We start from the raw sequence: 17,269 nt of genomic DNA on the forward strand, positions 1-17,269 counted from the left end.
CGGCTCGCGCCCGGCCCAGCTGCCGCGTCATGACCTTCGTCATCGACCAGGTGATCATCGCTTCGGCGGTGTCGGGGCGCGTCTCGTAGTCCCGGGACAACCGCCGGGTGCGCGACAGCCGCGATGCCGGTGCGTGCCGCAGGGGTCCGGTGCCGCCCCGCCTCCGGTCCGGATGTGCCGGTGTCTCCACGGATGCCTGGAGGATCTGGGGGCAGGCGTAGTCCGTGCTCGCACACGGGGCGGGCCCGCGGCCGGGCTGTTCGGCGGCGGCCTCCCGGCAGTCGTCCGGCCGGGGCATCCGCCCGGCACGGACGCAGGTGGCGGGGGATAACGGCAGGTGGCAACCCAGCGCAGGGAGTACAGATGAACGTCCCGTGGTCGAACCGGCCGGATTTCCGGCTGACGACGCACATGGTCGGCGGCCGCTACCGGCTCGATGACCTGCTGGGGTGCGGGGGCGCGGCTGACGTGTACGAGGGGCTGGACCTGCGACTGCGCCGACCGGTAGCCGTGAAGGTCTTCCGCCCGGAAAGCGATGCCCACACGGAGGAGCGTTTCGACGACGAGGGCCGCGTGCTGGCCCAACTGCAGCACCCCGGGCTGGTTACCGTGTACGACTCCGGCCAGGAGGCCGGCCGGCCTTACTTGGTGATGCAGCTCATCAAGGGCGCGACCCTGCGCCGGCGTATCGCCGCGGCCCGCCTGACCCCCGCCGAGGCGGCCGGGGTCGGGTCCGCACTGGCCTCGGCACTGGCACACGTGCACGCGGCCGGTGTCGTGCACCGCGACGTCAAGCCCTCGAACATCCTCCTGGGTGAGAGGGGCACCCCGCACCTGACTGACTTCGGCATCTCCCGGCTGCTCGACAACACCACCCACACCGCCACCGGCGTACTCGTGGGAACCGCCGCGTATATGGCGCCGGAGCAGGTATGGGGCAGGGGAGCGGGGCCGGCCGCGGACATCTACAGCCTCGGCCTGGTGCTCTTGGAGTCCCTGAAGGGTGAAAGGGAGTACGGGGGCGCCCCGTTGGAATCCGCGATCGCGCGGCTGCACCGGCCCCCGGTCATCCCGCCGGGCCTTCCGGGGGATCTCGTCGAGCTGTTGGAGGCCATGACGGCTCCGGACGAGAACGGCCGGCCGGACGCCCACGCCTGCTTCCGGGCACTGGCCCTGGTGCCGCAGGGCGGGCCCCCGGCGTCCTTCCCCGACGGGGCGGGCCCTGTGCCGGACGACCGCGACGCGGGTGACGACACGCTGCGGTCGCAGTGGGCGGGTGCCCGAACGGGTGGCGCCGTCCCGGTGCTCGCGGCGACACCGAGCGATGGGCCCGCGGCCCCGAAGCCCATTTCCCCGGCACCCGCTTCCCCTCGTGTCAGGCGCGCCCTGCTGACTGCGGGTGCGGCGCTGGCCGTGCTCGGAGTCACGCTGAGCGGCTCGATCGGCGGCCTGCCTGCCGAGGGTGAGGATGCGGCCTCTCGGCCACCGCGTCAGGCCACGACGGAACCGACATCGCCCCGGGCGGATCGTCCGGGACCCTCCTCCTCCCCTGAGCCAGCGGCCTCTGCTCCCGATCCGCTGACGATGTCTCCCGCCGCCGCCAAGGAGGCGGCCGCAAAGACGAGTTCGGCGGCCGACGAGCGTGATACTCCCGCCGCCGCCAGGGGGAAGCCCGGCACTCCGCAGAGCCCGGCCGTGCGAAGTCCGGTGCGTGACAGGACCGAGCTGCAGCCGATGAAGGCCAAGCCGCCGAAGAAGAATTAGGCGTGTCTCTTCGATCAGGCAACGTCAGGGCACCTGACTTGATACCTCAACTTCCCCGGCTTCCTGGAAGAGGGTGAGCAACTCCTGCGGGAGGGCTATGGCGGGAACTACGAACCGCTGTCCGAAAAGATAGGGCACGCCGCGGTTGGCGAAGGCGGTCTCCTCCTCGCCCACCCGTGCCATCGCGCCGCCCTGGTACCAGAGGTCGATGGTCGAGTCGGGCGAGGGAGCCGCGGCGGCGTGTTCGGCGAGACGCTCGATCAGCTTGTCGCTGAGCTCGGGTGCGTTCACGGATTTCCAGTAGTAGAGCCTGCCGTTCGGGTAGTCCTCGTCCAGGAAGCGCTGCGCTTCGGTGTAGGCGGTTACCTCGCTGAGGTCACAGAGAGGCTCGGTGACCTCCCGGAGCGGCCGCAGCGTGCGCTCCCCCTCTTCGGCCGCGGCCTCACCCGTACCGAGGGACACGGCGAGGAGCGCCAGAAGGGTTCACCGTGCACCGCCCCCGGGAACTCCTCGGCCTTCGGTATCCGGCCGAGGACGGCGAGCGGTGCCGCCTCCTCGGGAACCTCCGCGACGTAGCGCTCGCAGGCCTGCTGTGGATCTACACTCCGCGGGCGCACGCCGACGGCACGGTCGACCGGATCATCGAGGAGACGCTGGCCTTCCCGCATCCGCAGTCCGTCGAGGCTTTCCAGCGCCAGCTCGCACCGTTCAGGACGCATGACACGCTCGACCGCCTGGCGCGGATCACCGCGCCGACACTGGTGCTGGCCGGTGAACTGGACATCGCCGCGCCGCCGCGCCTCGGGCGCGCGGTCGCCGAGAGGATCCCGGGTGCGCTCTTCGAGGTGCTGCCCGGCGAGGCCCATCAGCCCTTCCAGGAGGTCCCCGACACCTTCAACGCACGGGTCGACGCCTTCTGGCGGCAAGTCCAGGCCCAGAGTTGAGGCGGCCGGGCCCTGCCGGCCGGTCCAGCTGCCGGAGCCGCATCCCTCCCGCACAAGTCTGCAAGGGCAACCACTGAAGCGACCTCCCGCTGCCCCTTCGGGCGCGTTACGACGACCTGGGCCTCTACGGCCCCGTATGTCGGGCGCCGCCCACAGATCGGGGCACAGCCGCGGCGGTGTCGGCCAAGGTGCGCAGAACGGTCGTGCTGGCGAGCACCAGTGCTGAGACCGGCAGACTGGCCCATCGCGTCAGGTCTCGCTGCAGGTTCGGGTCGACTTCGATGGTCATCCGGACGTATCTGCTGTTCAGCGTGATGATTTTGGAGGACCTGGCAGCGATGTCCCCTCCGCGCTGCAACGCCGCGCGGTACCTGTCCTTGCGCTCCTTCATGCTTCTTCCTGACGCTTGATGAGTTCATCGGCGAGATCCATGAACGCCGACCCCTTGGCCTGCACCGGACTTCCGAACGACTGGGCGTACAACTCGAGCCGCGCAATCTGGGTGTCCAGCACCACGAACCCCAACTCGGTGAGCGCCTCACGAGCGTCGGAATCGGGGCCGGTGCGTGTGGCGTCGGGGCGATTGGTCCGGTTCAGGAGGACTGCAGTGCGGGCCGGCTCGGCGCGCAGGGACTGGACATCGTCCATCTCGGAGCGGATGGGAGCCATCCGGTCCAGTTCGATAGGGGCGGGCGTCACCGGGACGATCCACGCACTCGCGTACCTCATGATGCTGCGGGCGATGCGAGGATGATCCTCCAACTGCGGTGCATCGAGCACCACAGCCTGCCGATTGCCCAGGAAGTCGTTCACGCGGCGATGCACGTCACCCACCGGCAAGGCGATGACGGGAAACGGAAAACCGTCGGCCAACTCGCTCCAGCGCAGCGCGGAGGAGGCTGGGTCGCCGTCGACCAGAAGCGGCGAGTAGCCCGACTCGTGAAGCGCGTGGGCCAGCCATACGGCACTGGTCGTCTTGCCGACTCCAGGCTTGAGATTCACAAAGGCAAAGCTCAGCAGCATGGAACCAACCATATCGGGCATGATCGACCGGATGGGTTCGACGCGAGTGCGGAGCTCCATCGTTCACTCGCAAGCAGCCAGGAAACCGCTCTTCGGCCGGTGGACGAGCCGCACGTGGAGTGCCGCCCGGCAGGCCGAGGCGAGTCTGCCGGTAGTCCGCTGTGGCTCGTCCGCCCTCGTTCAGCTGTGTAAGTGCACGGCCTGCGGCAGCGGGCCGGCCTCTCGCCGTACAGCGGCGTCTGGCTCGGCGGCCTCGGCCGGACCCGCCGGCTGCCGCGCGACGACGTCTGATCTCCGGCCGGCACCCCGGCGTGCCGCCCCGGAGCCACCGGGCACACCACCCGGCACGGACCGGGGACGGGCGGACCCCTGACATCCGCCCGTCCCCGCACCACCAAGCCGCGCGACGGCGCGGCACCACCTGCAGTACGTAACCCTCCCGGTCCCCAGACTTCAGGAGCCCACCGCATGGACCGTCGTACGTTCCTCGCAGCCACCACAGCAGGCACCGGGGCCGCAGCCCTGTCCTTGCTCCCGCTGAACGGCACGGCCGCCGCCGCGCCCCGCGCACCCGAGGCCGACCCCGCACTCCTGCGCCGATGGTTCCGCGACACCTATCGCTCGATCGAGGTCATGACGACCGACATCGGACTGGCCGCCGACACGCTCCGCCTCGGACTCGCGGGCGGCCCCGCAGCGTCGCAGAACACCTCGCCCACCAACATCGGATGCGGGCTGTGGGCCACCGTCGCCGCGGCGGGCCTCGGTGTCATCGACGCCGACACCCTGCACCGGCGGCTCACCCGCACCGTGACCGCCGTGGAGAAACTCGAACGCCACGACGGCTTCTGGCTCAACTGGTACGACGCCCACGACGGCACCGTCCTCACCACCTGGCCCGGCACCGGAGACCCCGTCCGGCCGTTCCTCTCGTCCGTCGACAACGCCTGGCTGATCACCGGTCTGCGCATCGCGGCCGCGGCCGAGCCCCGCCTGCGCAGCCGCATCGCCCGGCTCCTGGCGCCGGCCGACTGGTCGTACTTCTACACGCCGTACGACCCCGCCGATCCTGTCGCCGGCCCCGGCCAGCTGCGCGGCGGGTTCTGGACGGACACGGGCGAGCCGACGCCTCACCACTACGGAGCACTCAACACCGAGCCCCGCATGGCGAGTTATCTCGGCGTCGCGGACGGCTCGCTGCCCGGTGAGCACTACTGGCACATGCTTCGCACCATGCTGCCGGAACATGAGCAGGAGCAGCAGCCCGGGGGATTCCACGACACCGTCGACGGGGTCCATCTCTGGCAAGGGCACTACGTCCACCGCGGGCGCAAGCTGATCCCCACCTGGGGCGGTTCGATGTTCGAGGCGCTGATGGTGCCCCTGTTCGTGCCGGAAGCCACCTGGTCCCCGCGCGTGGGGCACCACGCACCGCCGGTTCGTCAGGTCCCAGATCGAGCACGGACTCGCCGAGGCGGAGTACGGCTACTAGGGCTTCTCGCCGTGCAACGTCCCCGAGGGCGGCTACCAGGAGTACGGCGTCGACGCGATCGGTATGGCGGTCGACGGTTACGCCTCCAACACCGACCGTACGTACGTCACTTCGGGGCAGCCACAGCCTCCCGCGGCGGCGTACACGAACGGTGTCGTCACCCCGCACGCCTCCTTCCTCGCGCTGCCCCACGCCCGAGGTGAGGCCATCGCCAATCTGCGGGCCCTGGAGCGGGACTTCGGCGCCTACGACGACGGCTACGGCTTCCGTGACTCGGTGAATGTCCGTACGGGCCGGGTCAGCGACTTCGTCCTGGCCCTGGACCAGGGGATGATCGCCGCGGCGCTGGCCCAGGAGCTGCGGCCCGGCCTGCTGCAGGGGGCCTTCACCACGGGCAGGTTCGCCTCGCGGGTGCGGCCGTTGCTGGCCAGGGAGCACTTCAGCATCTGAGGTCCCGGCGAGCAGTCAGCACGCGCCGTGCACTGCCGACACGGCGCCCCGCTCGGCGGCGAAAGTCATTCCGTCGCAGGCATTCACCTGGGCTTTTTGGCTCTCAGGCACATCGGCGAACCGGGTCTGCTGCAGGACGATGGGTCCGGTCACGCTCCTGTGCCGGAAGGCAGGCTGAAATCGTTCGCTGCACAAAGTGACAGCGAACGCGACGTGAGCCGCCACCCCTGCCGGTCGCGAGCCGTCCGCCCTGTTCCCAGGTATGAACGATCAAACTACTCCGTCCAGAGGCATTCACCGGGCGCCAGTTGGGGCACCAACTCCCTGGTGAGAGCGGCTGGAAGAGAATGAGCGCAGTCGCTGTCGGAAGGGTTGACGGGAGAACGTATCGAGGGCATCTTGAACGATCAAATCAGCCGTTGGCAGGGCCGCTGCCATGAGCCGGTCGACGCAGCGACTGCATCTGCCGGCGAACAACGAGGAGGACACCGTGAGTTCTTCGCGGATAGCCGTCGGTGCGGGACAGGGCCGACCGAAGCCCCCGGGCGCGAGGCCGGTGCGGCGGGCGGCCGCGGTGGTGGCCGCGGTGATGTGCGCCTCGGTGCTCAGTGGATGCGGTGGCTCGGACTCCTCCGACGCGGACTCCGGAGGGCCGGAGAAGTCCCAGGACCGCGGCCCGATCACCTTGGCCAGCGGTAAGGACACCACGGGCACCCTGCAGGGCCAGCTCGATCGCTGGAACAAGCAGCATCCCGACCAGAAGGTCACTCTCGTCGAGCTCCCGGAGAGCGCCGATCAGCAGCGCCAGCAGTTCATCCAGAACGCTCAGACCAAGTCCGGTACTTACAGCGTCCTCAACCTCGACCCGATCTGGGTCGCCGAGTTCGCGGCCAACCAGTGGATCGACGAGCTCCCCGCCAAGGAGTTCCCGCTCGACAGGATGATCCCCGCCGTCGTGAAGACCGGCGAGTACTTCGGCAAGCAGTACGCCGTCCCGTTCAACACCAATGCGGGTCTGCTCTTCTACCGCAAGGACCTCCTCGGCAAAATCGGCACCCAACCCCCCACTACCTGGGACGAGTTGAAGCAGGCCTGCGTGAAGGTACGGAAGCTCCCGGAGGGTAAGGGCATCGACTGCTACGCCGGGCAGTTCGACAAGTACGAGGGGCTGACCGTCAACTTCTCCGAGGCCGTGGCCTCCGCCGGTGGCAGCGTCGTCGACGACAAGGGCAAGGCCACCGTCGACACCGAGGCTGCGAAGCAGGGTCTGCGGTTCCTCGCCGACGGGTTCAAGGACGGCACCGTTCCCCAACAGGCCTCCACCTACAAGGAGGAAGACGGCCGCCGCGCCTTCCAGGCGGGCAAGCTCCTCTTCCACCGTCAGTGGCCCTATCAGTGGTCTCTCGCCAACGCCAAGGACGGGTCGAGCGAGGTGGCGGGGAAGTTCGGCGTCGCCGCGCTGCCCGGCCTCGACGGCCCCGGCAAGTCCAGTCTCGGCGGACTCGACCTGGCCATCAGCAAGTTCGCCAAGAACAAGGCCACCGCCCTCGACTTCATCAAATTCTTCTCCAACGAGGCCAACGCCAGGACCAACCTGAAGGTGACCTCCGCGGCTCCGCCGTACACCGGCCTCTATGACGACCCGGCGCTGCGCAAGCAGTTTCCGTACCTGGCCACACTCAAGGAGTCACTGGACACGGCGACGCCCCGGCCCGTGGTCGTGCACTACGGCGATGCCACGGCCGCCATCCAGGAGAGTGCCGCGGCCGCGCTGAGCGGCTCCAAGTCGGTCGACGAGGCCTTGGCCGATATGCAGAAGAACCTCTCCGCCGCCGTCGCCGCGAAGTAGACGGGGCCACCCACGTGTCCGTCACGACGCCGGCGCCGGTGCGCAAGTCCGCGGCGTCCCGGCCCGCGCGCTCATCGCGCCGGGCCGGGACGGCCGGTCTGGCCGCGGCCCTGCTCTCACCGACGTTGCTCGTCCTCGTCCTGGTCATCGGATACCCCGTGGTGGCGGCCCTGCGGCTGTCCTTCCAGGTGTCCAGCGAGTCCATCGACCCGGACACCGGTTTCAAGGTGAGCGCCTCCTCTTTCGGCGCCGACAACTACACGTCCGTCTTCTCCGACGACCGGCTGCTGCGGCCCTGGTGGAACACCACGTCGTTCGCCCTGGCCTCGGTCACCCTCGAGGTCCTGATCGGTGTCGCCATGGCCCTGGTGATGCACCGGGCTTTCCGGGGCCGGGCCCTTGTCCGCGCCGCCGTCCTCGTGCCCTGGGCCATCCCCACCGCGATCTCCGGCATGCTCTGGAAGTGGATCTTCAACAGCCAAGGAGTCGCCAACGAGATCCTCGGCGCCCAAGTGCTGTGGAGCAGCGACGGGTTCCAGGCCTGGCTCTCCGTGGTCATCGCCGACACCTGGAAGACCGCGCCGTTCATCGGGCTGCTCGTCCTCGCCGGACTGCAGATCATCCCCGGCGAGCTGTACGAGGCAGCCCGCGTCGACGGCGCGTCTCCATGGCGCGTCTTCTGGCGGATCACCCTGCCCCTGGTCCGCCCGGCCCTCGCGGTCGCCGTGCTCTTCCGTCTCCTGGACGTCCTGCGCATGTTCGACCTGCCGTACGTTCTGGTGGGGCCGCGAAAACATTCGGTCGAGACACTCTCGATGATCGCCTTCGAGGAGATGACCAATCTGCGCTTCGGCACCGCCGCCGCGTACGCGACCGTCCTGTTCCTGTACGTCGCCGTGGTCGCCCTCGCGTTCGTGAAGCTGTTCGGGGCCGATCTGATCGGCCGGGGCACCAGGAGCGAGACATGAGTACGACGATCTTCAGGCTCCGGCAGGCCAGCACCGTACGGCGTGGCACGACGCGGGCCGGGCGCGGTACGGCCTGGGCCCGCCGCCTCGGCATCGCGGCGGTCGTGGCCTACTGCCTCGCGCCCTTCTACTGGATGTTCGTCTCCAGCCTGCGCAGACCGGCCGACCAGTTCTCCAACGCGCCGCTGCCCGCACCGGTCTCCTTCGACAACTACTCCGCGGCCTTTGACGCGCGCAACGGATTCGGCCGGGCCCTCGTCAACAGCCTCGTCGTGGCCGGTGTCACCACCGCCGTCACGCTGGTCGTCGCCATCTTCGCCGGATACGCGCTGGCGCGGCTGCAGTTCCGCGGCAAGACACTGATCCTGACGCTGATCATCGCGGCATCGATGTTCCCGCCGATCATCCTGGTGGTGCCGCTGCTCGAACTCTTCACGGACGCGGGCTGGATCAACACCTACCAGGCGATGATCGTCCCGAGCATGAGCTTCGCCCTGCCGCTGGCCGTCTGGAACCTCACCGCGTTCTTCCGTCAGATGCCCGCGGAGTTGGAGAAGGCCGCGCAGGTCGACGGGTGCACACCCGCGCAGGCGTTCCGCAAGGTCGTGCTCCCGCTCGCCGCACCGGGCGTCTTCACCACCGCGATCCTCGTCTTCATCTGCGCCTGGAACGAATTCCTCATCGCGGTCAGCGTGGTGAATGACCGTCACATGATGACTGCGAACGTGATCGTGTCGCTCTTCACCGGCCAGTACAAGTACGACCAGCCGTTCGGCACACAGATGGCGGCCGGGGTCGTGGTGACCCTGCCGCTCGTCGTCGCCGTGTTGTTCTTCCAGCGGCGGATCGTGGACGGTCTCACGGCAGGAGGACTGAAATAGTGGACGCCCGCACGGCGGGAGGACCGACCCAAGGGAGCGCCCCGACCAGCGGAGTGTCCGCCGCCTTTGACGAGTGGGTGCTGAGCACCGACGACCCGCTGACCGACTACCACCCCGCCTTCACCGGCAACGGCCGGCTGGCCGCGCGCGTGCCGGCGGCCGGCAACGGCTTCGCCGAGGCCCCCGTGCGTACCCAGTTCCATGTCGCCGGCTTCTACACCGGCCGCGGCGGCGGATGGTCCCGCAAGGCGTCCCTGCCCGCCTGGACGACGCTCGACGTGAGCGATGGCAGCGGCTCGTTCAACGACGCGTTCAGCTCCGTACGCGAAACGGAGGAGCAGCTTGTCGGAGGTGACTGGGCAGCGGTGACACGGCCGGAAGCCGGAGCCGCTCGCGGCATCGAGCGGTACCGGCAGTCCCTTGACCTGCGCACCGGAGTGATCACCACGGAGGCCCGCTGGACCTCGCCGGCGGGCCGGGTCACGGATGTGCGCTACCAGGTGCTCACCGACCGGTCCCGGCCCCACGTGGCCGCCGTGACCGTGACGGTCACTCCGCACTGGGCGGGGACACTCGTCGTCACCGACACCCTCGACGACCGGGCGGCTTCCCGCACGACACCTGCCCGGCAGGGAGCGGGCGCGGGACGGATCTGGACCGTCACGGAGGCCGAGGGAAGTGGCATCGTGGCCGCGGTCGTCTCCGTTCTCGACGCCGCGGGCACTGCGCCGCCGCGTCCGGTGGAGGAGGGGACGGCGGCGTGGACGGTCACGGTACGAGCGCTGCCGGGCCACCCCTGCAGCTTCACCAAATACGTGTCCGTCGTGACCTCGCACGACGCCGACGACCCGCCCGGCGCCGCCCGAGCCCACGCCGACGCGGCCGCCCGTGCGGGATACGGCCGGCTCGCCGACGACAACCACCGGGCCTGGGCGCGGGAGTGGGAGGGCGACATCGTCGTCCGCGGCGATGCCCGCCTGCAACGCCAGGTGCGGGCCTCGAAGTTCTACCTCCTGACCAGCGTGCGCGAGGACTCGCCGTGGTCGCCCTCACCCGCCGGGCTCTCCAGTGACAGTTACAACGGCCATGTCTTCTGGGACACCGAGACCTGGATCCTGCCGAGCCTCCTCGCCCAGCATCCGCAGATCGCCGAGAGCGTCCTCGACTACCGGGTCCGGCGGCTCGACGCGGCCCGCGCCTACGCCTCCGACGGCGGGCACGGTGGCGCCCGCTTCCCCTGGGAGAGCGGTCTCACCGGCGACGAGGACACACCGGCATGGGCTCCGTTCGGCCGTCTCGAACAACACGTCAGCTCGGATGTCGCGCTGGCCTTCTGGCAGTACTGGCTGGCCACCGGCGACGAGCGGTGGCTGCGTACGTCGGGACTGCCCGTGCTCAGTGCGGTCGCGGACTTCTGGACGAGCCGGGTCACCGCCGATGCCGAGGGCCGCTGTCACATCAACGGGGTGATTCCGCCGGACGAGTACGCGGAAGGGCCGCACGACGACTCCGTCTACACCAACGTAGCTGCCCGGGCCGCACTCCGCTTCGCTGCCCGGGCCGCCGAGACGTTGGGGCAGCCGGCCGACCCGCGCTGGACGGACGTCGCGGACCGGCTTGTCATCCCGTTCGATCAAGCCCAAGGCATCCACCCGGAGTTCACCGGATACGAAGGCCAACGGATCAAACAGGCCGACGTGGTGATGCTCGCCTACCCGTGGGAGAACCCGCAGCCCGCGGAGGTCTCCCGGGCCGACCTCGAGTACTACGTGCCCCGTACGCACGAGGACGGGCCGTCGATGACTGATTCGGTGCACTCCATCGTCTACGCCGAACTCGGCGACGCCAAGGCGGCGTTCGAGCACACCCGGCGCAGCGTCGAGCCCTTCCTCCGGCCGCCCTTCGAGCAGTTCGCCGAGGCCCGGACCGGGGGAGCCTTCACCTTCCTCACCGGGCACGGCGGCTTTCTGCAGGAGTTCCTCCACGGCTACTCGGGACTGCGCTGGCGCGCGGACCGGGTCGTCCTCGCACCGATCCTGCCCGACCCGCTGGACGGCATCGCTCTGCGGGGGCTGCGCTGGAGGGGCCGTGTCTTCGACATCGACATCCGGCACGACGGTACGACGGTACGGCTGCACGCGGGCGAAGCGCTCCCGGTGGAGGCCGCGGGACAGCTCCATCACGTCCCGGCCGGGGGAGAAGTCAGGCTCGCTTCGCGCACACCAGTGGCGGACCGTTAACCGTTGGGCAGGGGCAGGGGCAGGGGCAGGGGCAGGGGCGCGCGTCCGGATCAGCCGCCGGGCGCGCGCCGCAGCGGCGCCGAACTCGCGCGCACGACCAACTCCGGAACCAGCAGCCGGTGCAGAGAGTCGGCAGCCCCGTCGACGTCCTTGTCCGCGTTCCGGCCGACGAGCCGCAGCAGCTCCGCCATGATCAACCGGCCGACCTCCTCTATCGGCTGACGGATACTCGACAGACCCACCGCCGTTGCGGCCGGGGTGTCGTCGAATCCCACCACCGCGAAGTCCTCGCCGGGGCGCAGCCCGTGGTGGCGCACGGCGTGCAGCGCGCCGACTCCGAGGGTGTCGGTTGCCGCGACCACAGCGGTCGGCGGCTCCGGCCGGTCCAGGAGCTCCGCCATGAGCCGCGTACCACTCGACATGGTGTCGTCGCCCCGTACGTCGAGCCGGTGGCTTTGAGCGAGCAGGCCGTGCCGGTCCATGGCCGCCAGCCAGCCGTGCGCCCGGGCGTCGCCGACACTGGAGCCCTCGGGCCACCCCAGGAATCCGATGCGCCGGTGGCCGGCGGCAACCAAGTGATCGACGGCCGAGGCCGTCCCGGCCGTGTTGTCGACGTCGGCCCAGCTGTAGCCGTCGACACAGGTCGCCGTACGCCCGAACGCGGCGAACGGGACGCCGGCTGCCACCAGTTGCCGTGGACGCGGGTCGTGCGGAGTGACGTCGTAGAGCACCACTGCGCTCACGGCCCCGGCGCGCCACAGCGCCGTGCACCGCTCGGTCTCCTCGTCGGCATCCGTCGCCGTGAACAGCAGCACATGGTGGTCGCATGCCTGGCCCGCCTCGGCGAGCGCGTGAAGGAAGCGGTCCTGGATGGAGGCCACCGTCCCCGCGTGGACCGGCAGGATCCTGCACCCCACCATGCGGGGAGAGCTGGACTTAAGCGAGCGTGCCGCCCGGTTGGGCTGGTAACCGAGGTCGGAGACAGCCCGGTTGACCCGCTCCCGCGTCTCGGCGCGGACCCGGTCGGGCGCGTTGAGCACGTTGGACACCGTCTGTCGTGACACCCCGGCCGCCTCGGCAACGTCCGAGATGGTCACGGACGGCCCCGGAGTCAGACGTGGGCCATGGGTACCGGCTGTCATGTGCATCCCCCCGCTGGTTGACCCATATGTATGTGCATGAACGGAGATCAGCGCCCCGCATGCCGGACGGATCGATTTTATCGTTCAAGCCTGGGCTGTCGAGGCTGGACGGAAGGGGAGGGGCGCCACGACCAACGAGCGTTGGCGGACGTAGCAGCTACTTCACGTGTCCGTGCACACCCACCTCTCGTGCGACGGGTGTGGAGTCCCCACACAGCGTGCGGCTACGCGGGGCTGGGATGCCCACGCTGGAACATCTCGCCCGAGCCAAGGTCCGCAGGTCGACAGCGACGACCCGCGAAGGCTCCGACGCCCGTCCGATCACCCCAGGCCAAAGCGCCAGTCAGCCCCGGAGAGGGCTTAGCGCACGATCTGACATGGACCGCACCATGCGTGTCCACCGGCTCAGTCCGACAGCTCCCACAGCAGCCGGTAATACATGATCCGTTCTGGGTCCGGCTCGACCCCGTAGGCTTCGAGCAGCGGTTCTTCCCAACCGGGACCGTAGTTCCACTGCGTACTCCACGTGGCGATGGCGAGGTCGGCCCAGCGGTCGGCGACACCGAGCGCGCCGAGGTCGACGTGGCCACTGCACGTGCCGTCGTCGCCGATCAGGGTGTTCGGAGCGCAGGCGTCGCCATGGCAGACGACGAGCTCATCGACCGGCGGGATGTCGGCGAGCACGCCGAGCGCACACTCAACGGTCCCGATGTGCCGAAGGTCTTGATGCCAGTCCGCCGGATTGATCCGGCCCGCCGCCGCTCGTGACCGCACCGTCTCCAGCCGCTGTTCGGCCGACCACCCGAACGGGCAGTCCGCAACGGGCAGTTCCTCATGCAGGGCGCGCAGCCCAGTACCGAGAGCGCGTACTGCGGTGTTGGGGTCGCGCTTCCAGTAGTCGTCCACCGCCATGCGTCCGGGCAGACCGGCTGTGACGATCCAGGACCCCGTTTCGTCCGCGCCTTCGTCGACTACGCGCGGCACCACAGTGAAAGCCATTGCCCAGCGCAGGCGCACCACCTCGGCTGAAAAGTCGATACCACTGCCCGCTGGCGTCCACTTCAGAAACTGCCGTGCATCCCCCGGACCGATCTGAAACGTCAGGCCGCCGAGTTCGTTCTTCCATACGGTCTGCACCGGCCGCCCCGCCGCGAACTCGGTGACGATCCATGGAAGCTCGACCGGTCCTTGAGGCGACGTGGCTATCACCAGGCCATTCTCGCCGGACCTGACGGTAGTCGGTCAACCAATTTTCCCGGACACCGCCGCCAGCAACTGCGGCGACTCGGCAACGCAGAGAGACCCACAGCGCGGCGCGGGCGCCCCGCCGCGATCGCAAGATCGCCCAGCCATTGTGCCGCCGCTCGATCCACAGGACTTGACAACTACTCCCGTTCGAAATCGGACATCGTGAGCATCGAGCCGTTGCCCGCGTGCGTTGTTCTGCCGAGCTGAGCAGAAGTAGCCGATCCGAAGAATGCCGGTAGAACAGTCGATACCACCTCGTGCCGGAGGTCTCCCCGTGTACGGGCTGGATCCACCCGGGACGGAAGGCATAGGCGTGCATGTCCATGTCCATGGCCATCAGAGCATTCTCCGTCCGCGCCCTTCACCCGGGCCCAGAACACGCGCCCTTCTTCCGTACTGTCGGTGCCTTCTCCCGATACGTACACGAACGTCAGGTGCGGACTGCGGGCAGCCAACACCCGCGCGGCTTCCACGGCATAGGTGTATGTGATCTGCTCGTACTCCGACCTGCTGCGCCCTGCCGCGGATACTCCCAGGCAGTAAAAGCACGCGTCGGCCCCTGTCAGGTCCGCTGCTATCGGGGCGAGGTTCGTGAAATCCGCGTGAACCACTTCACGAAGCTTTTGGGCGTTGCGGCCGAGTGGCCGTCGGACGACGGCGATGACTTCCGTCACCCCTGGGTCTTCCAGGCATGCGCGGAGTACCCCTTGGCCAACCATGCCGGATGCGCCAAAGAGAACTACCTTCACGTCGAAACTCCTTCTCGGTTGTGGCTCTGCTGGATTGTCGGCGGGCGCGGCGACCTGGCGAGCAGAGCAAAAGCGAGTCCGTGCCCGAACGAAGGGGCTGAGCTTTCAGGTCGTTTCTCCCCATCAGCTGACCGCTGTCTCCAGTGGCGGGAAGCATCGGCAGGCGATCGAAGCAGCGGTTAGAAGAAATGTGGCGCGTGGGCGAGGCGAAGTTCGCCATCACGCTCACCACGCGGCGGGCCTCGTCAGCACCGCTGTCGGAGCCGTGCAGCAGCTGGAGGCACTGCTTCAGCACCACCCCGCCGCAGCATGACGGTGCGATGGGCCGGGTTCCGCTGGCGTGGAGCCGCCGTAGGAGCGGTCACTTCAGGCCCGCCGTCTTGGCGAGGCGCCGGCCGATTGCACCCCGCTGATGGCCAACTGCAACATCGAGATTGGCAAGCTCGCCGGCGAGCGCGAGTTGGGCCCCGTGCTGGACAACATCACCGTACCGGCGCTGTATGTGGTTGCTTCGGGGACGTCCCTCGGAAGCAAGGGTGACGAGCAGGAGCGGATCCGCGCCAGCCTCGATGGGGTGACCGCCCGCAACGCAAACATCAAGATCAGCACGAAAGTCGCCAGCAATCACGATGCAATCCTCAAGAAGGACTCCCCGGCCGTCGCCGAGGCCGTACGCGAGGTCGCCGCCCTCGACCGCGGGGGACGCTGAAGACAAGACCAAAATGGACTGACGACAACTACACGTCCTCGCTCGCGACGCCTGGCATGGGCATGCTCACCCGCACCGCACGAGTTAAGCGACAAGCTGACATCAGGACTGGACACCAGGCCGACGGACGCCGCTAGCGGCCGCGGATGGGACTCACGGTGAGCCTCCGAATCCCGGACTCGTCATAGCCGATGATCAAGCTGACAGCCTCGGCAGGGCACGAGAGTGTGGGAGACGCAGTGGCAGAGCATCCGGTGATCGGCTACCTCGTCTGGGCCCTGCTTTTCGGCGCCATCTTCGCCTGGGAAGGCATCGGCCTGCTGCGGCTGCACGATGGCTTCCCCACCCTCAGCGACGCAACCAGGGCCGTCATGAGCTACCCCGCAGGCCGCTGGACCCTGTTCGCCCTGTGGTTGTGGTTCGGCTGGCACACCTTCGTCCGCGGCTGGCACTTCCTTCTCCAAGACCCTTCCTGAAAGCGATCACGACCAGGAGCCGGCCATGCTGCCCGTATCCCTCAACATCACGCTCATACTGACCGGTTACCTCCTGGTCATGGGCTATCTCGGCCTCGGCCTGCTCATGATGCGACGCCACCCAACCAGACCCTGGACTCTTGCGCGACGGCTCGCGCCGGCACCGGCCGGGCGCGGCTGGCCCGCACTGGTCCGCCAAGTCGCGGGCACCGCGCTCGGCGGATACATGATGCTTGTGGCCGTGGCGGTCGGCTACTACCACGGCGTCGCTCACCTGGGAGGCCGATTCCTCTCGAGCGCGGTCACGGGCCCCGCGCTGCTGGTCGGCATCACCCTGCCCGCGTTCTTTCTCACCTCATGGGTCACACGCCGGCCCAGATAGGACTCGGCCACCGGCGTGCAGTGGCAATCCGCGGTCTCTGTCCCACGGCCCACTGCATCGATGACCTCATCGGCTCCGCTCCAGCATCGGGCGTGAGCTTGTGGTGGGCAGAGAGCTCGCCCCAGCGATCCAGAGCGCCGCGTGTGAACGGGCCCGGCCGCGGCAGTCGGGGACTCACACCTTCTCGAAGACCATACGAACGACGGTGAAGCGGCCTTCGCGCATGAACCGGAGTGCGGTCCTCTGCTCCCTGATGATGTCGGACACCGCGCTCTCACCGATGAGTTCCGCGCCGCGTCTCCGGTTGACCTCAGCCCGCTCCAACCAGCTCTCCACCGTAGACACGCCGTAGCTCGGGTCGTTTCGCGTCTCCACCATGCGGAACAGGCCGCGGCCGGCTTCGGTCAGTCCGTCGCGGGTCGGCAGGAAGCACTCGGGGAACACCTTCCGCGACGCGTGGAGACCTTCGCGTACGTTCTTGACACCGCCGTAGACGCCCTTGAGGCCGACGCGTTCCTTGGCGACATGACTCCCGAGGTGCGGGGCCAGTTGCCGGGGAGGAAGCACCAGGGAAGCAAGCCAGCCGCCGTCATTCCAGGAGTTGGCCTGCAACGACAGAGCGGCACGGGCTGGGATCTGCACGAGTGACAGGGCATTCCGGGCTCACGTACCTCGGCGAGGCGGGGCGAGCCTGCTGATGCTGATGGCGAAGTCCCGGCACAAGAAGCCCGAGAACGTACGGAAGTACTTCCATCCCTCGGCAGAGGCGATCGCCGAGGTCACGAGCCTGCTCGCGCCCGGCGACAGCCAACGCTGACCACACGATCGGGTGGTCAGCGTGCGGCGGACGGCCTGTCGGGCTGGGAGCAGTAGTACCCCACGCCACTGGCCTCGGTATCCGCGGTCGCGTCGAGCAACGGCAGGGCCTACAGCATGATCACGACAGGTTCGG

General features: G+C 68.8%; 17 protein-coding genes and 2 pseudogenes. 11 read left to right on the forward strand and 8 right to left on the reverse strand.

Going from position 1 to position 17,269, the window contains the following annotated elements; all coding sequences use genetic code 11:
- Positions 1-363: 363 nt before the first annotated feature.
- Positions 364-1,764: a serine/threonine-protein kinase gene (locus J7E87_RS22735; RefSeq protein WP_215096336.1), complete on the forward strand. Its 1,401-nt coding sequence runs from the start codon at positions 364-366 to the stop codon at positions 1,762-1,764.
- A gap of 24 nt (positions 1,765-1,788) precedes the next feature.
- Here J7E87_RS22735 and J7E87_RS22740 read toward each other — a convergent pair whose 3' ends face one another.
- Positions 1,789-2,226, reverse strand: coding sequence for a hypothetical protein (locus J7E87_RS22740; RefSeq protein ID WP_215096337.1), 438 nt, complete (start codon positions 2,224-2,226; stop codon positions 1,789-1,791).
- A gap of 26 nt (positions 2,227-2,252) precedes the next feature.
- Here J7E87_RS22740 and J7E87_RS22745 point away from each other — a divergent pair, with 26 nt between their 5' ends.
- Entirely contained in the window at positions 2,253-2,708 is a 456-nt protein-coding gene (locus J7E87_RS22745; RefSeq protein ID WP_251017815.1) for an alpha/beta fold hydrolase, read from the forward strand.
- Between the two features lie 124 nt (positions 2,709-2,832).
- Here J7E87_RS22745 and J7E87_RS22750 read toward each other — a convergent pair whose 3' ends face one another.
- On the reverse strand, positions 2,833-3,099 hold the full coding sequence (locus J7E87_RS22750; RefSeq protein ID WP_215096338.1) for a hypothetical protein: 267 nt from the start codon (positions 3,097-3,099) through the stop codon (positions 2,833-2,835).
- Positions 3,096-3,731: a ParA family protein gene (locus J7E87_RS22755; RefSeq protein ID WP_215096339.1), complete on the reverse strand. Its 636-nt coding sequence runs from the start codon at positions 3,729-3,731 to the stop codon at positions 3,096-3,098. Before J7E87_RS22755 ends, J7E87_RS22750 begins: the two co-directional genes overlap by 4 nt.
- Positions 3,732-4,199: 468 nt before the next feature.
- Between J7E87_RS22755 and J7E87_RS22760 the strand changes: the two are divergent.
- A pseudogene (locus J7E87_RS22760) lies at positions 4,200-5,673 on the forward strand (glucoamylase family protein).
- 15 nt (positions 5,674-5,688) lie between these two features.
- Here the strand turns inward: J7E87_RS22760 and J7E87_RS22765 are convergent.
- Complete coding sequence (locus J7E87_RS22765; protein ID WP_215096340.1) at positions 5,689-5,826, reverse strand: hypothetical protein; 138 nt, start codon at positions 5,824-5,826, stop codon at positions 5,689-5,691.
- A gap of 283 nt (positions 5,827-6,109) precedes the next feature.
- Between J7E87_RS22765 and J7E87_RS22770 the strand changes: the two genes are divergently transcribed.
- Genes J7E87_RS22770 through J7E87_RS22785 form a run of 4 tightly spaced genes read left to right on the forward strand, consistent with a single transcriptional unit; the run spans position 6,110 to position 11,611 of the window.
- Positions 6,110-7,522 carry an ABC transporter substrate-binding protein gene (locus J7E87_RS22770; RefSeq protein ID WP_251017816.1) on the forward strand — a complete coding sequence of 471 codons (1,413 nt, stop codon included), beginning with the start codon at positions 6,110-6,112 and terminating at the stop codon, positions 7,520-7,522.
- A gap of 14 nt (positions 7,523-7,536) precedes the next feature.
- Complete coding sequence (locus tag J7E87_RS35290; RefSeq protein WP_215096341.1) at positions 7,537-8,490, forward strand: carbohydrate ABC transporter permease; 954 nt, start codon at positions 7,537-7,539, stop codon at positions 8,488-8,490.
- The gene (locus J7E87_RS22780) at positions 8,487-9,371 is read left to right on the forward strand and encodes a carbohydrate ABC transporter permease (protein ID WP_215096342.1); all 885 of its coding nucleotides are present in this window, start codon (positions 8,487-8,489) and stop codon (positions 9,369-9,371) included. Before J7E87_RS35290 ends, J7E87_RS22780 begins: the two co-directional genes overlap by 4 nt.
- A complete protein-coding gene (locus J7E87_RS22785; RefSeq protein ID WP_215096343.1) occupies positions 9,371-11,611 on the forward strand; it encodes a glycosyl hydrolase family 65 protein in 2,241 nt (746 codons plus the stop codon). The genes J7E87_RS22780 and J7E87_RS22785 overlap by 1 nt, the downstream gene beginning before the upstream one ends.
- Before the next feature lie 50 nt (positions 11,612-11,661).
- Here J7E87_RS22785 and J7E87_RS22790 read toward each other — a convergent pair whose 3' ends face one another.
- The 3 genes from J7E87_RS22790 to J7E87_RS36545 form a co-directional block, all read right to left on the reverse strand.
- A complete protein-coding gene (locus J7E87_RS22790) occupies positions 11,662-12,708 on the reverse strand; it encodes a LacI family DNA-binding transcriptional regulator (RefSeq protein ID WP_215096344.1) in 1,047 nt (348 codons plus the stop codon).
- A 450-nt stretch (positions 12,709-13,158) separates the two neighbouring features.
- Complete coding sequence (locus J7E87_RS22795) at positions 13,159-13,890, reverse strand: aminoglycoside 3'-phosphotransferase (RefSeq protein ID WP_308313017.1); 732 nt, start codon at positions 13,888-13,890, stop codon at positions 13,159-13,161.
- Positions 13,891-14,138: 248 nt separating this feature from the next.
- Complete coding sequence (locus J7E87_RS36545; protein ID WP_215096345.1) at positions 14,139-14,750, reverse strand: NAD(P)H-binding protein; 612 nt, start codon at positions 14,748-14,750, stop codon at positions 14,139-14,141.
- Positions 14,751-15,162: 412 nt separating this feature from the next.
- Between J7E87_RS36545 and J7E87_RS22805 the strand changes: the two genes are divergently transcribed.
- The 3 genes from J7E87_RS22805 to J7E87_RS22815 all read left to right on the forward strand — a co-directional run bounded on the left by J7E87_RS22805 (position 15,163) and on the right by J7E87_RS22815 (position 16,317).
- Positions 15,163-15,459 (forward strand): hypothetical protein, encoded by a 297-nt coding sequence (locus tag J7E87_RS22805; protein ID WP_251017818.1) that lies wholly within the window; start codon positions 15,163-15,165, stop codon positions 15,457-15,459.
- A gap of 239 nt (positions 15,460-15,698) precedes the next feature.
- Positions 15,699-15,935, forward strand: coding sequence for a DUF6186 family protein (locus tag J7E87_RS35950; protein ID WP_215096346.1), 237 nt, complete (start codon positions 15,699-15,701; stop codon positions 15,933-15,935).
- Between the two features lie 25 nt (positions 15,936-15,960).
- Positions 15,961-16,317, forward strand: a complete 357-nt coding sequence (locus tag J7E87_RS22815; RefSeq protein WP_215096347.1) for a DUF6256 family protein — start codon at positions 15,961-15,963, stop codon at positions 16,315-16,317.
- Between the two features lie 174 nt (positions 16,318-16,491).
- Here J7E87_RS22815 and J7E87_RS22820 read toward each other — a convergent pair whose 3' ends face one another.
- On the reverse strand, positions 16,492-16,959 hold the full coding sequence (locus J7E87_RS22820) for a hypothetical protein (RefSeq protein ID WP_215096389.1): 468 nt from the start codon (positions 16,957-16,959) through the stop codon (positions 16,492-16,494).
- Here J7E87_RS22820 and J7E87_RS22825 point away from each other — a divergent pair.
- Positions 16,930-17,134, forward strand: a pseudogene (locus tag J7E87_RS22825) (site-specific integrase); the annotation flags it as partial. The gene J7E87_RS22820 and the pseudogene J7E87_RS22825 sit on opposite strands and share 30 nt — an antisense overlap.
- Between the last annotated feature and the right edge of the window lie 135 nt (positions 17,135-17,269).

The sequence above is a fragment of the Streptomyces sp. ISL-1 genome (genome assembly GCF_018614585.1).
Taxonomy (GTDB): Bacteria; Actinomycetota; Actinomycetes; order Streptomycetales; family Streptomycetaceae; genus Streptomyces; species Streptomyces maoxianensis.

Excerpts from the sequence above, each read along its gene's own strand:
- J7E87_RS22735 (WP_215096336.1), top strand. The coding sequence starts at position 364 with ATGAACGTCCCGTGGTCGAACCGGCCGGATTTCCGGCTGACGACGCAC.
- J7E87_RS22750 (WP_215096338.1), bottom strand. The coding sequence starts at position 3,099 with ATGAAGGAGCGCAAGGACAGGTACCGCGCGGCGTTGCAGCGCGGAGGG.
- J7E87_RS22755 (WP_215096339.1), bottom strand. The coding sequence starts at position 3,731 with ATGCTGCTGAGCTTTGCCTTTGTGAATCTCAAGCCTGGAGTCGGCAAG.
- J7E87_RS22770 (WP_251017816.1), top strand. The coding sequence starts at position 6,110 with ATGAGCCGGTCGACGCAGCGACTGCATCTGCCGGCGAACAACGAGGAG.
- J7E87_RS22780 (WP_215096342.1), top strand. The coding sequence starts at position 8,487 with ATGAGTACGACGATCTTCAGGCTCCGGCAGGCCAGCACCGTACGGCGT.
- J7E87_RS22805 (WP_251017818.1), top strand. The coding sequence starts at position 15,163 with ATGGCCAACTGCAACATCGAGATTGGCAAGCTCGCCGGCGAGCGCGAG.
- J7E87_RS22815 (WP_215096347.1), top strand. The coding sequence starts at position 15,961 with ATGCTGCCCGTATCCCTCAACATCACGCTCATACTGACCGGTTACCTC.